Source organism: Phyllobacterium phragmitis (assembly GCF_002980495.1).
GTDB lineage: Bacteria > Pseudomonadota > Alphaproteobacteria > Rhizobiales > Rhizobiaceae > Paramesorhizobium > Paramesorhizobium phragmitis.
Window position 1 is genome coordinate 222,089 of the sequence record NZ_PVBR01000002.1, and the last position, 18,136, is coordinate 240,224.

The window sequence follows — 18,136 nt, forward strand, 5'->3', positions numbered from 1 at the left end:
CTTCCCATTTGATAGATTCGCTCCCACGCGCCCCCCCAAACAAAAAGCGGCAGCTTGTTTCCAAGCCGCCGCCGAATCCCAGCCCTATAACCCGCTTACTGAAGCAGGTCCTTGACGATGCCGCTTGCCTTGCTGAAATCCATCTTGCCGGGGAAGCGTTCCTTCAGCGCGTTCATGCATTTGCCCATGTCACGCAGGCCGCCGGCTCCGACTTCCTCGACGACATTGGCGCAAGCCTCCTTGACATCGGCCTCGCAAAGCTGCTGCGGCAGGAACCCGCGGATGATCTCGATCTCCGCGCGTTCGCCCTCGGCCAGTTCGAGGCGGTTGCCCTCCTCATAGACATTCGCCGATTCCTTGCGCTGCTTGATCATCTTGGCGAGAATCACGCGCAATTCATCATCCGAAACCGGGTCCTTGCCCGCGGTGCGGTTGGCGATATCGCGGTCCTTCAGCGCCGCCAGGATAAGGCGGAGCGTCGAAATGCGGCGTTTGTCCTGTGCCTTGAGAGCGGTATTGAGTGCCTGGGCGATCTCATCGCGCAACATGGCGGTATCTCCTGATATGGTTACCGGATTTTAACGCTTCGTGAACGCGAAATCAATTGCCGCTGAACAGCAAACAATTGAATCTCCTCATGAAATTATTTCGTGGAGCGTTTATCGTAAACGATTGACCGAAGCGTCCGGCTTCTCTATTGTCCAAAGCCTAGCTGGACATTGTTATGGACACGCGGCGGCAGGCTTGATCGGCCCGTCGCGTTTTGTCATGTCATATGGAATGAAACTGGCTTTCTTTCAAGCCCTGTTCACGAACCGACCCTGGAGTGCCTGATGACCGCCCCCGCCAACAAATCCGCACCTTGGACGACGACCAAACCCACCGCCCTGCTCGTTCTCGCGGATGGCACGGTCATCGAAGGCATGGGCGTCGGCGCGACCGGCGCGATCGAGGCTGAAGTCTGCTTCAACACCGCACTGACCGGCTATCAGGAAATTCTCACCGATCCCTCCTATGCAGGGCAGATCGTCACCTTCACCTTCCCGCATATCGGCAATGTCGGAACCAATGGCGAGGATATCGAGGATCTGGCGCCCGCCAACCGTGCCGGTGCCGTCGGCGTGGTCTTCAAGGCGAGCGTCACCGAGCCCTCCAATTACCGTGCCGCGACCGATCTCGACCAATGGCTGAAACAGCGCGGCATCATCGGGCTTTCGGGCATCGACACCCGTGCGCTGACAGCGCTTATCCGGGAAAAGGGAGCGCCCAACGCCGTCATCGCGCATGACCCTTCAGGCGAATTCGACATCCCGGCGCTGAAGAAACGCGCCGCCGCCTGGCATGGCCTGGAAAATCTCGACCTCGCCAAGGACGTCACCTCCGGCCAGACGTCCGTCTGGAACGAGACGCCATGGGTCTGGAACGAAGGCTATGCCGCCGAGGACGCCCCGCGCTATCACATCGTCGCCATCGATTACGGTGTGAAGCGCAACATCCTGCGGCTGATGGCCGGGCTTGGCGCGAAAGTCACGGTCCTGCCCGCGACAGCGACCGCGGAAGACGTGCTGGCGCATAATCCGGACGGCATTTTCTTGTCGAACGGCCCCGGCGATCCCGCGGCGACGGGCGAATACGCCGTACCCACCATCAAGAAGCTGATCGAGACGGACATTCCGCTGTTCGGCATCTGCCTCGGCCACCAGATGCTGGCACTGGCGCTCGGCGCCACGACGCAGAAGATGCATCAGGGCCACCACGGCGCCAACCATCCGGTCAAGGACCACACGACGGGAAAGGTGGAGATCGTCTCGATGAACCACGGCTTCGCCGTCGATTCGGCCTCGCTGCCGAATGGCGTGGACGAAACCCATATCTCGCTGTTCGATGGTTCCAATTGCGGCCTGCGCCTTGCCGGCAAGCCGGTTTTCTCGGTGCAGCACCATCCCGAAGCCTCGCCCGGCCCACAGGATTCGCACTATCTCTTCAGCCGATTCTTCAACCTCATTCGCGAAAAGAAGGGCGAGCCGACCTTGCTGGAAAGGCCGCAGGCGGCACACGCCGCCTGAAACAGGCTTGAATCGAAAACGCAGGAAATCGCGCCAAATTCTGGATACCGTTGAGTTTTCCCGCCTCACCAAAAGCCGGCGTCACCCGCCGGCTTTTTTATTGCCGGTGGAAGCCGTCAGATATCAGCATTGAATGTATCGCAGGAATCGACCTTGCCGGAATTATAACCGCGGGTGAACCATTCCGCGCGCTGCGCCGACGTGCCGTGATTGAAGGTCTCCGGCACCACATAGCCCTGCGTGCGCTTTTGCAGCGTATCGTCGCCGATCTGGTGGGCCGCGTTGATCGCCTCTTCGAGATCGCCTTTTTCGACAATGCCTTCCTGATTGGTGTAATGGCCCCATATGCCGGCGAAGCAGTCGGCCTGCAGCTCGACGCGCACCGACAATTTGTTGGCGTCGGCCTCGTTCATCGATTGCCGCATCTGATTGACGCGCGGCAGGATGCCGAGCAGGTTCTGGACATGATGGCCGACTTCATGCGCCAGCACATAGGCCTGGGCGAAATCGCCGGATGCACCGAAACGATTGGCCAGTTCGTTATAGAAGCTCAGATCGATATAGACCTTGCGGTCGCCGGGGCAGTAGAATGGGCCGGAGGCGGAACTGGCAAAGCCGCATGCGGACCGCACCTGACTGTTGAACAGCACCAGGGTCGGCATCGTATATGTCTTGCCATTCGCCTTGAAGATGCCGCTCCACGTATCCTCGGTCTCCGCCAGCACCGTCCTGACGAACTGCGTCATCTCGTCATTGCGCTGCTGTGACGGCGCTCCCGACGTCCGACTCTGGTTCTGAACCGGCGCAATACTGCCGTTCAGAAGAAACTGCAAGGGATCGAGCCCGCAGGCTTTCAGCCCGAAGAACAGCACCACCAAGATGACGATCCCGGAAATGCCGCCGCTGCGCACCAATTGGAAAGCCGGGCCGATGAGCCCGCCGCCGCCCAGGCCGCCTTGGCCGAGACCGCCTTGCATACCGCTATTTTCACCGCGGAGATCTTCCACATTGTCACTTTGCCTGCGACCCCGCCAGCGCATGATATCGACACTCCTCGATGGCTGCTCTTGAAAGGATTAATGGCGCAAAATACAACCATTCACAACCAGCCTTTGCACATCCTAGCAGGGGAAGCCGTCTCAGGCATGAACTTACCGGAATCTCGGTGTTCTCTTTCTTAAGAGCGGGCTTGAGAGTGGGAACAAGACCCACAAGCCTGACGGAAAGCCGGTGTCCGGTTTTCCGTAACCGGCCTTTGCCGGACGTCTCCTGCCGCGACATTCCGCAGCAAAGCCGAAGAAAACGATGAATAATCGTGTTTTTGGGGGTTACGCCGCGACGATCCTTTGCCTATAAGGCCCGCTTAGCCTCATAGACGAATTTTGCTGTCAACTCGCCGGGAACACCCTTGCGGGTTTTCAGGGCAGCGCGCCGAGTTACAGGATAGAACCATGCCGAAACGTACTGACATCAAATCGATCCTGATCATCGGCGCGGGACCGATCGTCATCGGCCAGGCATGCGAGTTCGACTATTCCGGCACCCAGGCCTGCAAGGCGCTGAAGGACGAAGGCTACCGCATCATCCTCGTCAATTCCAATCCGGCGACGATCATGACCGATCCGGAACTGGCCGATGCCACCTATATCGAGCCGATCACGCCCGAAGTCGTCGCCAAGATCATCGCCAAGGAGCGCCCAGACGCGCTTCTGCCGACCATGGGCGGCCAGACCGCGCTCAATACCGCGCTGTCGTTGAAGCGCATGGGCGTGCTCGACCGCTATAATGTCGAGATGATCGGCGCCAACGCCGAGGCCATCGACAAGGCCGAGGACCGCGCGCTCTTCCGCGAGGCCATGGCCAAGATCGGGCTGGAAACGCCCAAATCGATGCTCGCCAATGCGACCGAAGCCAAGAACAAGGACCGCAAGGCGCATGAGGAACAGCGCAAGGCGCTGAAGGCCCAACATGCCGGGGCCGAACTCGACACCGCCCTCGACAGACTGGAAACCGAATGGCAGCTCGGCGAAGGCGACCGCAAGCAGCGCTACATGACCCACGCCCTGGGCATGGCGGCCCAGGCGCTCGACCATGTCGGCCTTCCCGCCATCATTCGCCCCTCGTTTACGCTCGGCGGCACCGGCGGCGGCATCGCCTATAACCGCTCCGAATTCTACGAGATCATCGAGCGCGGCCTCGACGCCTCGCCGACCACGGAAGTGCTGATCGAGGAATCCGTTCTCGGCTGGAAGGAATATGAGATGGAGGTTGTCCGCGACAAGGCGGACAATTGCATCATCATCTGCTCCATCGAGAACCTCGACCCGATGGGCGTGCACACCGGCGACTCGATCACGGTTGCCCCAGCGCTGACCTTGACCGACAAGGAATATCAGATGATGCGCAACGCCTCCATCGCGGTGTTGCGCGAGATCGGCGTGGAGACCGGCGGCTCCAACGTGCAGTTCGCCGTCAACCCGGCGGACGGACGCCTGATCGTCATCGAGATGAACCCGCGCGTCTCGCGCTCGTCGGCGCTCGCCTCCAAGGCGACCGGCTTCCCCATAGCCAAGGTCGCGGCGAAACTCGCGGTCGGCTATACGCTGGACGAACTTGAAAACGACATCACCGGCGGCGCGACGCCTGCCTCCTTCGAGCCAAGCATCGATTATGTCGTCACCAAGATCCCGCGCTTTGCGTTTGAGAAATTCCCCGGCGCTTCGCCCATCCTGACCACCGCGATGAAATCGGTCGGCGAGGTCATGGCCATCGGCCGCACCTTCCAGGAGAGCTTGCAGAAAGCGCTGCGCGGGCTGGAAACCGGCCTCACCGGCCTCGACGAAATCGCCATCCCCGGCATCGAGGACGGCGACGAGAAGAACGCCATCCGCGCCGCCATCGGCACGCCGACGCCGGACCGGCTGCGCATGGTCGCCCAGGCAATCCGTATGGGCATGTCGCTTGAGCAGGTGCATGAAAGCTGCAAGATCGATCCGTGGTTCCTCGAACAGATCGAGAGCATCATCGATATGGAAGCCCGCATCCGCGAGCATGGCCTGCCGCAGGATCAGGAAAATTTGCGGATGCTGAAGGCGATGGGCTTCTCCGATGCCCGCCTCGCCAGCCTGACCCGTCAGGATGCCGAGGATGTCGCCAAGCTGCGCGCAAGCCTCGACGTGCACCCGGTGTTCAAGCGCATCGACACCTGCGCCGCCGAATTCGCCTCCCCCACCCCCTATATGTACTCGACCTATGAAACGCCGTTTGCCGGCGAGACCCGCTCGGAAGCGCAAGTCTCCGACCGGAAGAAGGTCGTCATCCTCGGCGGCGGTCCCAACCGCATCGGCCAGGGCATCGAGTTCGACTATTGCTGCTGCCATGCCGCCTTCGCACTGGGCGATGCGGGCTATGAATCGATCATGATCAACTGCAATCCGGAGACGGTGTCGACCGATTATGACACCTCCGACCGGCTCTATTTCGAGCCGCTGACGGCGGAAGACGTGCTTGAGATCCTGCGCGCGGAACAGGCGGCGGGCACGCTCGTCGGCGTCATCGTGCAGTTCGGCGGCCAAACGCCGCTCAAGCTCGCCGACGCGCTGGAAAAGGCCGGCATCCCGATCCTCGGCACCTCGCCAGACGCCATCGACCTTGCCGAAGACCGCGACCGCTTCCAGAAGCTTCTGGTGAAGCTCGGCCTCAACCAGCCGAAGAACGGCATTGCCTATTCCGTCGAGCAGTCCCGCCTGATCGCCGGCGATCTCGGCTTCCCGCTGGTCGTGCGCCCCTCCTATGTGCTGGGCGGTCGCGCCATGCAGATCATCCACGACGAGCGCGGCCTGCAGAGCTATCTGCTCGACACCGTGCCGGAACTGGTGCCGGAGGATATCAAGGCGAAATATCCCAACGACAAGACCGGCCAGATCAACACGCTTCTCGGCAAAAACCCGCTGCTGTTCGATACCTATTTGAGCGAAGCCATCGAGGTCGATGTCGACTGCCTGTGCGACGGCAAGGACACCTACGTTTCCGGCATCATGGAGCATATCGAGGAAGCCGGCATCCATTCCGGCGACTCAGCCTGCTCGCTGCCGGTCCACACGCTGTCGAAGGAAACGGTGGCCGAACTCGAACGCCAGACGGCGGCGCTCGCCAAGGCGCTCAATGTCGGCGGCCTGATGAACGTCCAATACGCCATCAAGGACGGTACGATCTACGTGCTGGAGGTCAATCCCCGCGCCTCGCGCACTGTGCCCTTCGTCGCCAAGACCATTGGCCGCCCCATCGCCAAGGTCGCCGCCCGCATCATGGCCGGCGAGACGCTCGATGAGGCGCTGGGCGCTTACGGCGGCAAGCCCGATCTGGCGACGCGTCCACACATCGCGGTCAAGGAAGCCGTGTTCCCCTTCTCCCGCTTCCCCGGCGTCGATATCCTGCTGGGACCGGAAATGCGCTCGACCGGCGAAGTCATGGGCCTCGATTATGATTACGCGCTCGCCTTCGCCAAGGCACAGCTCGGTGCCGGCGTCGACCTGCCGCGCGATGGCACGCTGTTCGTCTCGGTGCGCGACGAGGACAAGGCCGGCATCCTGCCCGCAGTGAAGCGCCTCGCCGGCATCGGCTTCAAGGTGCTCGCCACCGGCGGCACCCAGCGCTTTTTGGCCGAAAACGGCGTCGAGGCGACCAAGATCAACAAGGTTCTCGAAGGCCGCCCCCACATCGAGGACGCCATCCGCAACCGCCAGGTCCACATCGTCTTCAACACCACCGACAGCGCCAAGGCGGTCTCCGACTCCAAATCCATCCGCCGCGCCGCCCTGATGCAGAAGGTGCCGTATTATACGACGCTTGCCGGCGCAGGAGCCGTGGCGGAGGCCATCGCTGCGCTGAAGGCCGGATCACTGGAAGTGCGGCCGGTGCAGGATTATTTCAATTGAGGCGTGCGTACCGGCAAGGCCCCCTCTCGTTTCTGCAGGGGGCTCTCCACATATGCCCTGTATTCAGTTCAGAGGCGGCTTGTAATCAAGGCAATTGTGTCATAGAATTTTGCCATCGATATTTCGGTCGAGTGACTTTGCGACCCGTGCGGCTAGTTCGCGCTTCCTGACGATCTCCTCTCTATAATCTCGATCCACGGGCACGTATGCAAATCCATACGGGCCTTTATTTTTACGACGCAAAGGAGTTTCCCATGGCTACGGGAACAGTGAAGTGGTTTAACGGCACGAAGGGCTTCGGCTTCATTCAGCCTGATCAGGGCGGCGCGGACGTTTTCGTCCACATCTCCGCCGTCGAACGCGCAGGTCTGCGCGGCCTCGATGAAGGCCAGAAGATCAACTACGAAATCGTGCAGGACCGCCGTTCCGGCAAGTCCTCCGCAGACAACCTCACGGTTGCCTGATCTTCCGCTTCACAGCGATATAACCGAATGAAAAAGGCGGGGGAATCCCGCCTTTTTCTTGTTTTGATCTATTGAACTCTACTCCGGCAGCCAGCCGAGCGGCACATGTCCCGGATCGGCGGCGACACGGCCGAGCCAGGCCGACACGGCGGGACAGCGCCTCAGGTCGAAGCCCCCGCGCTCCGCCTCATGCGTATAGGCATAAAGCGCGATATCGGCGATGCTGATCTCCTCGCCGGCGAGATAGGGCGTCTTCTGCAATTGTGCTTCCATGACGCCAAGCGCCTTGTCCCCGCCTTCCAATGTCGCGGCGAGCCGCTCCGGCGTCGCTTCCTTTGCCCGCTCAGGATAGACCATCAACGCGCGCCGCACGGCGATATAGGGCTCATGGCTATACTGCTCGAAGAACAGCCATTGATAGGCGAGTGCGCGCGCATAGGCATCAGACGGCAGAAATCGCGTGCCTTCGGCGAGATGCAGCAGGATGGCGTTGGATTCAGCGAGAAAGCGCCCATCATCCAGTTCGAGCAGCGGCACCTTGCCATTGGGGTTCTTCGCCAGATAATCCGGCGTGCGCGTCGAACCGTCGAGCGCCGACACCGTCACATGGCGAAAAGACATCCCCAGCTTCGCCATCAAAAGCCGCGGCTTGTAGCAATTTCCTGAGTCAGGCTGTGAATAGAGGATGGGCATCGGTTCGTTCTCCAGTTTCCCCACGAGCATTGTCACGGGCGCCTTTTCCCGTCCAATCAGTTTGGCTGAACTGTTCATCAAGGATTGCTGATGGTTCAGCTGTTTTCGGCAACACGCATATCAAATCGCCGCCTTGTGAAGCCTGAAAGCAAAGCTTTTCTTGCGATCCGTCCCGTACTGCGACATAAAAACCCCGCGAAATCATGCGGCTCCAACCACAGCTGCCATTCAGGAGAACGAACCATGGCATTCCTCGCCGACGCCCTTTCCCGCGTAAAGCCTTCCGCCACCATCGCGGTCAGCCAGAAAGCACGCGAACTGAAGGCGAAAGGCAAGGACGTCATCGGCCTTGGCGCTGGCGAGCCGGATTTCGACACGCCGGACAACATCAAGAAGGCGGCGATCGCGGCCATCGAGCGCGGCGAGACAAAGTATACGCCGGTCTCCGGCATCCCCGAATTGCGCCAGGCGATCTCCGCCAAGTTCAAGCGCGAGAACGGCCTCGACTACAAGCCGGAGCAGATCATCGTCGGCACCGGCGGCAAGCAGATCCTGTTCAACGCCTTCATGGCGACGCTCAACCCCGGCGACGAGGTGATCATCCCCGCCCCCTATTGGGTTAGCTACCCCGAAATGGTGGCGATTTGCGGAGGCACCCCCGTCTTCGTCTCCACGACAATCGAGAATGATTTCAAGGTCACCGCAAAGGATCTCGAAGCCGCCATCACGCCGAAGACCAAATGGCTGATCTTCAACTCCCCATCCAACCCTTCCGGCGCGGCCTATACGGAAGCCGAACTGAAGGCGCTCACCGACGTGCTGGTGCGCCATCCGCATGTCTGGATTCTCACCGACGATATGTATGAGCATCTGGTCTATGGCGATTTCGTCTTCACCACGCCGGCGCAGGTCGAGCCGTCGCTCTATGAGCGCACGTTGACCATGAACGGCGTGTCGAAGGCCTATGCCATGACAGGCTGGCGCATCGGTTATGCCGGCGGCCCGCTCCAGCTCATCAAGGCGATGGACATGATCCAGGGCCAGCAGACCTCGGGCGCCTGCTCCATCGCCCAATGGGCAGCCGTCGAGGCGCTCAACGGCCCGCAGGACTTCATCCCGCAGAACAAGAAGATCTTCCAGGGCCGCCGTGATCTGGTGGTTTCCATGCTCAATCAGGCCAAGGGCATCACCTGCCCGACGCCGGAAGGCGCCTTCTACGTCTACCCCTCTTGCGCCGGCCTGATCGGCAAGACGGCCCCCTCGGGCAAGATCATCGAGACCGACGAGGATTTCGTCACCGAGCTTCTGGAAAGCGAAGGCGTGGCGGTGGTGCAGGGTTCGGCCTTCGGCCTCGGCCCCAACTTCCGCATCTCCTACGCCACCTCGGAAGCGCTTCTCGAAGAAGCCTGCTCCCGCATCCAACGCTTCTGCGCCTCGCTGCGTTGAAGCAGTCGAAGAAAAATTGAGGTTGAGGGGCCGCAAGGCCCCTTTTCTTTTGCCTGCGGTAATGGCCTTGCAGCAGATGTTTAGGAAAAAGGTCAAAAAAAAGCCGGACAAGCTGTCCGGCTTATAGTTTTGAAGGCGCCGTTTCCGGCAAAACCTCCAGAGGGGAACACTCAAGGATGCGCAATGGGAGGAGGAGACGCATCATTGAGATGATGTGGATATGCGCGCTTCAGCCCGTTAATTCAAGTATACGAAATCGCAAGGCAGCCATGCGTTTACTGCATAGCAAAAAAATCCTGAAATTACCCTTAATTTCAAAGGCTTATATGATTATCACGGGAACGTGACTTCTACTGGAGGTGAAAAATCTCAGCCTGAACGGGTATTTTCCTGCCTTCCAAGCGTGCAACGCAGCATGAATTCGGGCAAATCACTGATGAGAAAAGCAGCTGCCTGCCCGATTCCGCGGCGAAAATCCCGCCACAACGCCGGTCAATAGGACCAGGTCCGCGCCTTGGAAAACAGGAAATCGCGGAAGACATGCAGCTTGGCGGAATTCTTCAGCGCTTCGGGATAACAGAAGAACGTATCGAAGGAGGGTATCTCCTCCATCTCAGGAAGAAGCTGCACGAGACCGGATTCCTTTTCGACCATATAGTCGGGCAGGACCGCGATGCCGACGCCGCGATGCACGGCGCGCTTGACCGACAGGAGATTATTGACCTGCAATGTCGGAATGCGTGGATTGCCGTCGCTGCGGCCCGCCACTTCGAGCCAGTTGAGCCCGGTCAGATAGCTCGGGGCCGGTTCACCGAAAGTCACGATGCGATGTTCGTCGAGTTGGTCCACAGAGGCCAACTTGCCATGCTTGGCAATATAGCTCGCGGCGGCATAGACATGCATGTGCACGGTGAAGAGACGGCGCTGGATCAAATCCGGCTGCTGCGGCTGACGCAGGCGGATAGCGCAATCCGCATGCCGCATGGTCAAATCGAGTTCCTCATTGTCGAGGATGAGTTGCAGCCGGACGTCGGGATAAAGCTCGATGAACTCCTGCACCCGCTCGATCAGCCAGCCCGAACCGAGACCGACCGTCGTGGTCACGCGCAGGCGGCCGGTGGGCTTCTCCCGGCTTTCGGCAAGCCGCGAGCGGACATTTTCGAGCTTCATCAGCACGTCATGCGCAGTGCGGTAGAGTAGTTCGCCCTGTTCGGTGAGGATCAGTCCACGCGCGTGCCGCTGGAACAGCGGCACGCCGACATCCTGCTCCAGCGCGCTTACCTGGCGCGAGATCGCCGACTGCGAAAGATGCAGCGTCTGCGCGGCATGGGTGAACGACCCGGCCTCGGCGGCGGCATGGAATATGCGCAGTTTGTCCCAGTCGAGCGGTGCAACCAATTTCCCGTCCTTTAGAGCATGATCCCGAAAAGTTGCAGACTTCCAGGTAAGATCATGCGTGAAGAATGCTCTAATTTGCCAGCTATTCGGCGGCCTGGCGGATCGGCTCTTGTGCAGCCAGCCAGCGCTCCGCTTCGAGCGCTGCCATGCACCCCATGCCCGCAGCCGTCACCGCCTGACGGAACACGTCGTCGGTGACGTCGCCGGCGGCAAAGACGCCGGGAACGTCGGTCGCCGTCGAATCCGGCGCCGTCCACAGATAGCCGTTCGGCTTCTGCTTCAATTTGCCGGTGAAAAGCTCGACCGAGGGCGCATGGCCTATGGCGACGAAGACGCCATGCGTCTCCAGTTCGCTCACCAGCCCCGTATTGACATTCTTCAGCCGCACCCCGGTGACGGTCGCTCCCATGGGCGGCTTGGCCTGCGTCCCGACAATCTCCTCGACGACGCTGTCCCAGATGACCCGGACATTTTCCTTGGAAAGCAGCCGGTCCTGCAGGATCTTTTCGGCGCGGAAGCCATCGCGGCGGTGGATCACCGTGACCGATTTCGCCAGATGCGAGAGATAAAGCGCTTCCTCGACCGCCGTATTGCCGCCGCCGACGACCACGACATCCTTGCCGCGGTAGAAGAACCCGTCGCAGGTGGCGCAGGCCGAGACGCCGCCGCCCATGAACGCCTGCTCACTGTCGATGCCCAGCCATTTGGCCTGTGCGCCGGTGGCGATGATCAGCGCATCGCAGGTATATTCCGTGCCGGAATCGCCCTTCAGGCGAAACGGCCTGACCGAAACGTCGGCTTCGACGATGATGTCATGAATGATCTCGGTACCGACATTTTCAGCCTGCTTGGCCATCTGCTCCATCATCCACGGCCCTTGCACCGTTTCGGCATAGCCCGGATAGTTTTCCACGTCGGTGGTGATCATCAGCTGCCCGCCCTGCTGCAGACCCGCGATGAGCAGCGGCTTCAGCATGGCCCGCGCCGCATAGATCGCTGCCGTGTAGCCGGCAGGACCGGAGCCGATGATGAGGACGGGCGCGTGGCGCTGTGACATGGCAGATCTTTCGCTTTAGCTGCGAGCGGCAGAATGTGACGGTTCTTCAGGCTCGGCGACGTTCCATTTGCGCAGTGCCTGGAAGGACATTGCGCCTGATATCGCCAAGGTAATGTTTCGCATACCTGTTTTGCAAGGTTTGCACAGCGTCGCGAGCGGTTTAGCCACAGCTTCTCCTACCAGCTCCACAGCGGCTCAACACCGGCATTGATGATGCGAGGAGGCAATTGCCGCCCGACATTTATCGCGTTAAGAAGACCGCAATCGAAACAAGGCAGCAGCCAACCGGGATTCCCACCATTTTTCGCACAGTCAGCAACATTTGCGCGCGTTTCGGCCTGGTGATGGCGTTCGCCATGCTGCTTCCGGCCGCCGTGGACCTCAGCGACGGCAATCGCGATTGGCTGGTCTTCGTTCATTCCGCCATCTTCACCGGTATGATCTCCGGTCTTGTCGTGATGGCGACGCAGAATAATACCGTCCGCTTTTCACCGCGCCTCGGCTTTCTGCTGACCGCATCGCTGTGGCTGACCGCCGCGTTTCTTGGCGCCCTGCCACTCTATTTCTCGCATCTGCCGCTCAGTTTCGCCGGCGCTTTCTTTGAAGCAACGTCGGGCATAACCACCACCGGCTCGACCGTTCTCTCCGGCCTCGACGACATGCCGCGCGGCATCCTGCTGTGGCGTTCGCTGCTCTGCTGGATCGGCGGCGCCGGCTTCATCGGCCTGGCTCTGTTGCTGCTGCCGTCGCTGCGCGTTGGCGGCATCCAGCTCCTCCATATGGAATCATCCGACAAATCGGAAAAGATCCTGCCGCGCGTCAACCAGATCGCGCTCGGCATCGTGCTCGCCTATACCGGGTTGACGGCGCTTTGCATGCTTTCCTATTTCGCCGCCGGAATGAGCATGTTCGACGCCATCAACCATTCCATGACCACGATCGCCACGGCAGGATATTCGACCCACGACACATCGCTCGGCTTTTATGCGCACAACCGGCTGCTGCTGGTGATCTCGACCATCTTCATGATGCTCGCCGCACTGCCCTTCGTGCTCTACATCAAGGCGGTCATGCCGCGCCGCCTCGCCTCGCTGATCGACCCGCAGGTCACGCTTTTCCTCTTCCTCGTCGTCGGCTTCAGCTTCATGCTTGCCATCCTGCTGCGCGTCGGTTCCGGCCTCCCATTCGGCGACGCACTCGTCACCGCCGCCTTCAATCTCGTCTCCATCATCACCACAACCGGCTATGCCACGGAGGACTATTCGCTCTGGGGACCGCTATCGATCGGGATATTCTTTCTCGCCTCGTTCATGGGCGGCTGCGCCGGATCGACGTCAGGCGGCATCAAGATGAACCGCCTGATCATCCTGTGGCGGCTGACCATCGCCAACCTGACACGGCTCATCATGCCGCACGCCGTCGTCAAGATTCGCTATGGCGAGACGGAGGTTTCCACCGAGGCGGCGCAGACCGTGCTCCTGTTCTTCTTTCTCTACATGGCCTCGCTCATCCTCGGCGCCATGCTGCTTGCCACGCTCGGCCTTGATTTCGTCTCAGCCTTCACCGGCGCGCTCACCGCCCTTTCCAATGTCGGTCCCGGCCTCGGCGATACGATCGGCCCGTCCGGCAATTTCTCGAGCTTCAAAGATCCCCTACTCTGGGTTCTGAGCTATCTCATGCTCGCCGGACGGCTCGAGATCGTCACCATCGTCATTCTCTTCACACGCAGCTTCTGGGCACGCTGATGGGCTGCGGATAGGGGCAACATCCGGTTGCGGCAAAGCAGGAATCGGGTATTATTATTACCCGCAAGCGCAATTTCCTTGCGCCGTAGGGAGCCCTCATACTGATGCCGATCAAGGCCGATCTCGACGACATAGACTGGAAAATCCTGCGCGAGTTGCAAAACGACGGACGCATCACCAATGTCGAGCTGGCGGATCGTGTCGGCATATCGGCGCCGCCCTGCCTGCGCCGCGTGCGCAAGCTGGAGGAAAGCGGCATCATTCGCGGCTATCGCGCCATTTTGAACGGTGCCGCGCTCGGGCAGGATCTCGTCGCCTTCTGCTCGGTCGGGCTGCACCGGCAGGCGGATGCGGACCTCAAGGCATTTGCCGAGAAGACCAAGCACTGGCCGCTGGTGCGCCGCGCATGGATGGTCTCGGGCGAATCGGATTTCCTGCTCCATTGCGTCGCCCGCGACATCAACACCTTCCAGACCTTCGTGATCGAGGAACTGACGGCGGCGCCCAATGTCGATTCCGTGCGCACCGCACTCACCATCCGTCCGGTCAAGGACGAAGCACTGATGCTGATCTAACCCGGCGATTTGGCCAGCGCGTTGCGAATGGCGACCGATACGCGGTAGAGCGGCCTCCTGATTTCACGGCTGACGATCTCGGCGGGCGTCTTCGACTTGTTCTGCACCACCGTGCCGCCAAGCGTGCCCGAGATTTCGCGGATGCAGATCGGACGAGCGGAAAGAACGCGGACCTCGTTGACCCAGCGCATCTGGGCCGTCGTGTCGACAGGACGGTCGAACTGCCGTGTCGTATCGAGCAAAAGCCTGGCCGCCTCGCGCCCGATCAGCTGCATCTGCATGCCCAAGCCGGGCGAACGCGGCGCAATCAGCGATATTTCGCCGGCCTCGGCCACCACAGGCCCCCTTTCGCCACGCGCGGTGCAGGGAAAACGGATCAGATCCCGCGGCCGGATCGTCTCCAGCGCCAGCCGCAGGACCGGCGCGAACCCTTGCGCGTCGGGCTGCACATCGTCTTCGACGATGAGGCCGACGTCGAGATCGCGATCGATGATCGCCTGCCATGCCCTTCGATGCGACAGGAAGCAGGCGATTTCCGTCCGGCGCAGTGCAAAAGGATAGGCCGGACGATGGAGATTGCTGCGATAGACCGCCGCCACATCTTTCTCGGATAGTGCCGTTGCATCCACCGCATCGATGATCCGCGCCGGCGGACCGAGCTCGCCGAGCAGCTTTTCGGCCTGAGGCCTGCGTGCCTCCGCGCGCGCAAGATGAATGACGAAGGCTTCGGCTTTCATGAGGCGAACACCTGCTCATAGACAGCCGTGACCGCCGCCGCTTCCTTTTCCAGCGGAAAATTTTCCCGCACATGGGCAAGCGCATTGTCGCCATGCATCGCCGCCAAAACGGGATCGGCGAGATAGGCCCGGATCGCCCCCTGCAGGGCGGCGCCATCGCCCGCCGGCACGACCGCCCCGGTCCTGCCGGTCTCGATCATTTCGGCATAGGCTCCGGCATCGCTCGCCACCACCGCCGTGCGTGAAGCCATCGCTTCCAGCGGCGTCAGTCCGAATCCCTCGTTGCGCGACGGTGCGACATAAAGCGCAAGCCGCCGGTACCAGACCCTGATATCCGGCACCTCGCCGAGAAAGCGGATGCGGTCCTGCAGCCCCGCCTCTGCGATCCGTGCCTTCAGCCCGTCCTCGAAACTCTTGTGCTCCGCTGTGGTCCGTCCGGTGATGACAGCCGTCCAGTCCGGATAGTCCGGCAGGAGTGCGATCATCGCATCGACGAAAAGATCCGTGCCCTTTTGATGACGCACCCGACCGAAGCAGCCGACGGCATAACGCCCCGGCAGGCCGGAGGCCAAAAATTCATCGTCTATGGTCTGTGCTGGATGAAACCGCTTCGTATCGACGCCGTGCATGATCACGGTATGCGGCACTTCGAGATAGCTGCCGGAACGCGCACTGGTGGCGATCACCGCATCCATGCGCCGGATCAGCCATTTGGTGAAAGGCTTGTGGTTACGCTGCGCGGCGGAGGTGAAGACGAGGCGCAGCGGCATGCGCAGCACGTCGCGCATGAGAACGCCCGCCACCATCTCATTGTTGCGCCGCGCATGCCAGATGCGGACATCGCGCGCCTTCGGCCTGCGCCACAGGCCGAGCAGCGACGGCCAGCCGATCTTGGGCAGACCGTCCGGCAGACCAGGCCCGAGCGTCGCAATCCGCAAGCCCTGCTGCCGCTGCAAAGGGATGAGCTGCACGATGGTCGAGGTCACGCCCGAAAGCTGGCGCTTGAAATTGGGCGCCACGACCTCGACCTCGTTTATCGGTTCTGACACGCCCGTTGCTTAACTGAACTTGAGACCGATGATCTCATAGGAACGGAAGCCGCCAGGAGCATTGACCTCGATCGTATCGCCCTCGGTCTTGCCGATCAGCGCGCGCGCGATCGGCGAAGAGATGGAAATGCGGCCCTGCTTCACGTCGGCTTCCTGATCGCCGACGATCTGGTATACCTTTTCCTCTTCGGTATCCTCGTCGACCATGGTCACCGTGGCGCCGAATTTGATCTTGCTGCCCGAAAGCTTCGAGATATCGATGATCTCCGCGCGCGCGACATAATCCTCGAGTTCGCCGATACGGCCCTCGTTGAGGCTCTGCGATTCCTTGGCGGCGTGATACTCCGCATTCTCGGAAAGATCGCCATGTGCGCGTGCCTCGGAAATCGCTTCGATAATGCGCGGGCGTTCCTCCTGTTGACGCCAGCGAAGCTCTTCCTTGAGCTTATCGAAGCCGCTTTGAGTCATCGGGAACTTATCCATGCCCAGTCCTTTCCTCTGCCTATGCTGCGCCATCAAGGGGCATTGAGACACAAAAAGAAAACGGCCCCCGGAGCAAAGCTTCGGAACCGTTCAAATTGTCATTGAACATAATATAGCACTGATCGCGGCGATTTCACGAAGAAAATTAAGCAGTCGGAGATAGTTCGGATCGTGCCGCTCACGGGGTAGTGACTTGAAGCTCGCCGCCGCGCCGCTAGATTTGGGAGCCATGATGAACAGAACGACAGCCATCCTCGCCAGCCTCTTCACCATGGCGGTTGCCAGCTTGGCCCCCGCCAACGCGCAGGAAATCACCACGGAAAAGGTCAGGATCAAGGCGGAGACGGTGGCGACCGGCCTCGCCTCGCCCTGGAGCCTGGCCTTTCTTCCCGACGGCTCGCTTCTGGTGACCGAAAAGGCCGGAACCATGCGCATCGTTCGCGATGGCGAACCTTCCGACCCCATATTGGGCGTGCCGCAGGTCTGGGACCGTGGGCAGGGTGGATTGCTCGACGTCGTGCTCGCGCCGGATTTCGCCACGAGCGGCACCATCTATTTCACCTATTCGGAACCCGGCGGCAGTGGGGCCGGCACGGCAATCGCTAGCGCGCGCCTCCAACAGGATGACGAAACGGCCCGCCTCAGCAATGTGAAAACGTTGTTCTCGACGCCGAAAAAGACGTCGCGCGGCCAGCATTTCGGCTCGCGAATCGTCGTCGCCCCCGACGGCACGCTTTTCGTCACCTTCGGCGAGCGCGGCGATAGGAAACGGGCGCAGGACTATCAGGATCCCGCCGGTTCGGTGCTGCGGATCAACGCCGACGGCTCGATCCCCGGGGACAATCCATTTGCCGATGGCCAAGAGGCGCTGCCGCAGATCTGGTCGACGGGACATCGCAACCCGCAGGGCGCCGCCTGGGATCCTCTCACCAATTCGCTTATGCTCACCGAGCACGGTGCGCGCGGCGGCGATGAGGTCAACCGCCCCGAACCGGGCAAGAACTATGGCTGGCCGGTCATCAGCTATGGCCGGCACTATTCCGGCGGCAAAATCGGTGTCGGCACAGCGGCCGAAGGCTATGAACAACCGCTCTATTACTGGGATCCGTCGATCGCGCCGTCCGGCCTCGCCATTTATGATGGAGAAATGTTCCCGGAATGGAAGGGCGATCTTCTGGCCGGCGCGTTGAAAGATCAGATGCTGGTGCGCCTCGACCGCGACGACAACGCGCGCATCACCGGCGAAGAGCGGATGCTCAAGGGCACGTTCGGCCGTATTCGCGATGTGCGCGTCGCCCCCGACGGTTCGGTTTACCTGCTTCCCGATAGCGGCGACGCATCGATCATCCGGCTGTCACGCGCTGGTGCGATGAGCGATTAGAGTGGTCCCTGTTTTGATGGAACCGCCGGATTTTGGATCATTCTGCACCGCTGGCACAGCCTTGTGCTTGTCACAGAAATCCATGCCTCAACGCCGTCGTCGCGG

The 18,136-nt window shown here is 60.9% G+C and carries 16 protein-coding genes; 8 read left to right on the forward strand and 8 right to left on the reverse strand.

Going from position 1 to position 18,136, the window contains the following annotated elements:
• Positions 1 to 95: 95 nt before the first annotated feature.
• Positions 96 to 548, reverse strand: coding sequence for a GatB/YqeY domain-containing protein (locus C5748_RS03215; protein WP_105740493.1), 453 nt, complete (start codon positions 546 to 548; stop codon positions 96 to 98).
• Between the two features lie 40 nt (positions 549 to 588).
• Here C5748_RS03215 and C5748_RS27750 point away from each other — a divergent pair, with 40 nt between their 5' ends.
• On the forward strand, positions 589 to 834 hold the full coding sequence (locus tag C5748_RS27750) for a hypothetical protein (RefSeq protein WP_146119466.1): 246 nt from the start codon (positions 589 to 591) through the stop codon (positions 832 to 834).
• Entirely contained in the window at positions 834 to 2,066 is a 1,233-nt protein-coding gene (gene carA / locus C5748_RS03220) for a glutamine-hydrolyzing carbamoyl-phosphate synthase small subunit (protein WP_105740494.1), read from the forward strand. The genes C5748_RS27750 and carA overlap by 1 nt, the downstream gene beginning before the upstream one ends.
• A gap of 116 nt (positions 2,067 to 2,182) precedes the next feature.
• On the opposite strand, the gene ypfJ is transcribed toward carA, so the two are convergent.
• Positions 2,183 to 3,106 carry a KPN_02809 family neutral zinc metallopeptidase gene (gene ypfJ / locus C5748_RS03225; RefSeq protein ID WP_105740495.1) on the reverse strand — a complete coding sequence of 308 codons (924 nt, stop codon included), beginning with the start codon at positions 3,104 to 3,106 and terminating at the stop codon, positions 2,183 to 2,185.
• Between the two features lie 411 nt (positions 3,107 to 3,517).
• Between ypfJ and carB the strand changes: the two genes are divergently transcribed.
• Both carB and C5748_RS03235 read left to right on the forward strand, forming a co-directional pair.
• Entirely contained in the window at positions 3,518 to 7,003 is a 3,486-nt protein-coding gene (carB, locus tag C5748_RS03230; protein WP_105740496.1) for a carbamoyl-phosphate synthase large subunit, read from the forward strand.
• 254 nt (positions 7,004 to 7,257) lie between these two features.
• On the forward strand, positions 7,258 to 7,467 hold the full coding sequence (locus C5748_RS03235; protein ID WP_105740650.1) for a cold-shock protein: 210 nt from the start codon (positions 7,258 to 7,260) through the stop codon (positions 7,465 to 7,467).
• 78 nt (positions 7,468 to 7,545) lie between these two features.
• On the opposite strand, the gene C5748_RS03240 is transcribed toward C5748_RS03235, so the two are convergent.
• Positions 7,546 to 8,160 (reverse strand): glutathione S-transferase family protein, encoded by a 615-nt coding sequence (locus C5748_RS03240; protein WP_105740651.1) that lies wholly within the window; start codon positions 8,158 to 8,160, stop codon positions 7,546 to 7,548.
• A 243-nt stretch (positions 8,161 to 8,403) separates the two neighbouring features.
• Between C5748_RS03240 and C5748_RS03245 the strand changes: the two genes are divergently transcribed.
• Positions 8,404 to 9,606 (forward strand): pyridoxal phosphate-dependent aminotransferase, encoded by a 1,203-nt coding sequence (locus C5748_RS03245; RefSeq protein WP_105740497.1) that lies wholly within the window; start codon positions 8,404 to 8,406, stop codon positions 9,604 to 9,606.
• A gap of 492 nt (positions 9,607 to 10,098) precedes the next feature.
• On the opposite strand, the gene C5748_RS03250 is transcribed toward C5748_RS03245, so the two are convergent.
• Positions 10,099 to 11,004 carry a LysR family transcriptional regulator gene (locus C5748_RS03250; RefSeq protein WP_105740498.1) on the reverse strand — a complete coding sequence of 302 codons (906 nt, stop codon included), beginning with the start codon at positions 11,002 to 11,004 and terminating at the stop codon, positions 10,099 to 10,101.
• An 82-nt stretch (positions 11,005 to 11,086) separates the two neighbouring features.
• Positions 11,087 to 12,061 (reverse strand): thioredoxin-disulfide reductase, encoded by a 975-nt coding sequence (gene trxB / locus C5748_RS03255; RefSeq protein WP_105740499.1) that lies wholly within the window; start codon positions 12,059 to 12,061, stop codon positions 11,087 to 11,089.
• 344 nt (positions 12,062 to 12,405) lie between these two features.
• On the opposite strand from trxB, the gene C5748_RS03260 reads away from it, so the two are divergent.
• Together C5748_RS03260 and C5748_RS03265 are read left to right on the forward strand one after the other, a co-directional pair.
• Entirely contained in the window at positions 12,406 to 13,806 is a 1,401-nt protein-coding gene (locus C5748_RS03260; protein ID WP_105740652.1) for a TrkH family potassium uptake protein, read from the forward strand.
• 104 nt (positions 13,807 to 13,910) lie between these two features.
• On the forward strand, positions 13,911 to 14,381 hold the full coding sequence (locus tag C5748_RS03265; RefSeq protein ID WP_105740500.1) for an Lrp/AsnC family transcriptional regulator: 471 nt from the start codon (positions 13,911 to 13,913) through the stop codon (positions 14,379 to 14,381).
• On the opposite strand, the gene C5748_RS03270 is transcribed toward C5748_RS03265, so the two are convergent.
• From C5748_RS03270 to greA, 3 genes are read right to left on the reverse strand one after another with little or no spacing between them, the layout of a single operon-like run.
• Positions 14,378 to 15,118 carry a glycosyltransferase family 25 protein gene (locus C5748_RS03270; protein ID WP_105740501.1) on the reverse strand — a complete coding sequence of 247 codons (741 nt, stop codon included), beginning with the start codon at positions 15,116 to 15,118 and terminating at the stop codon, positions 14,378 to 14,380. The two genes, C5748_RS03265 and C5748_RS03270, sit on opposite strands and share 4 nt — an antisense overlap.
• Positions 15,115 to 16,167, reverse strand: a complete 1,053-nt coding sequence (locus C5748_RS03275) for a glycosyltransferase family 4 protein (RefSeq protein WP_245428756.1) — start codon at positions 16,165 to 16,167, stop codon at positions 15,115 to 15,117. The genes C5748_RS03270 and C5748_RS03275 overlap by 4 nt, the downstream gene beginning before the upstream one ends.
• 9 nt (positions 16,168 to 16,176) lie before the next feature.
• Positions 16,177 to 16,650: a transcription elongation factor GreA gene (greA, locus tag C5748_RS03280; protein ID WP_105740502.1), complete on the reverse strand. Its 474-nt coding sequence runs from the start codon at positions 16,648 to 16,650 to the stop codon at positions 16,177 to 16,179.
• Between the two features lie 232 nt (positions 16,651 to 16,882).
• Between greA and C5748_RS03285 the strand changes: the two genes are divergently transcribed.
• A complete protein-coding gene (locus C5748_RS03285) occupies positions 16,883 to 18,031 on the forward strand; it encodes a PQQ-dependent sugar dehydrogenase (RefSeq protein ID WP_105740654.1) in 1,149 nt (382 codons plus the stop codon).
• The last annotated feature ends 105 nt before the right edge of the window (positions 18,032 to 18,136 follow it).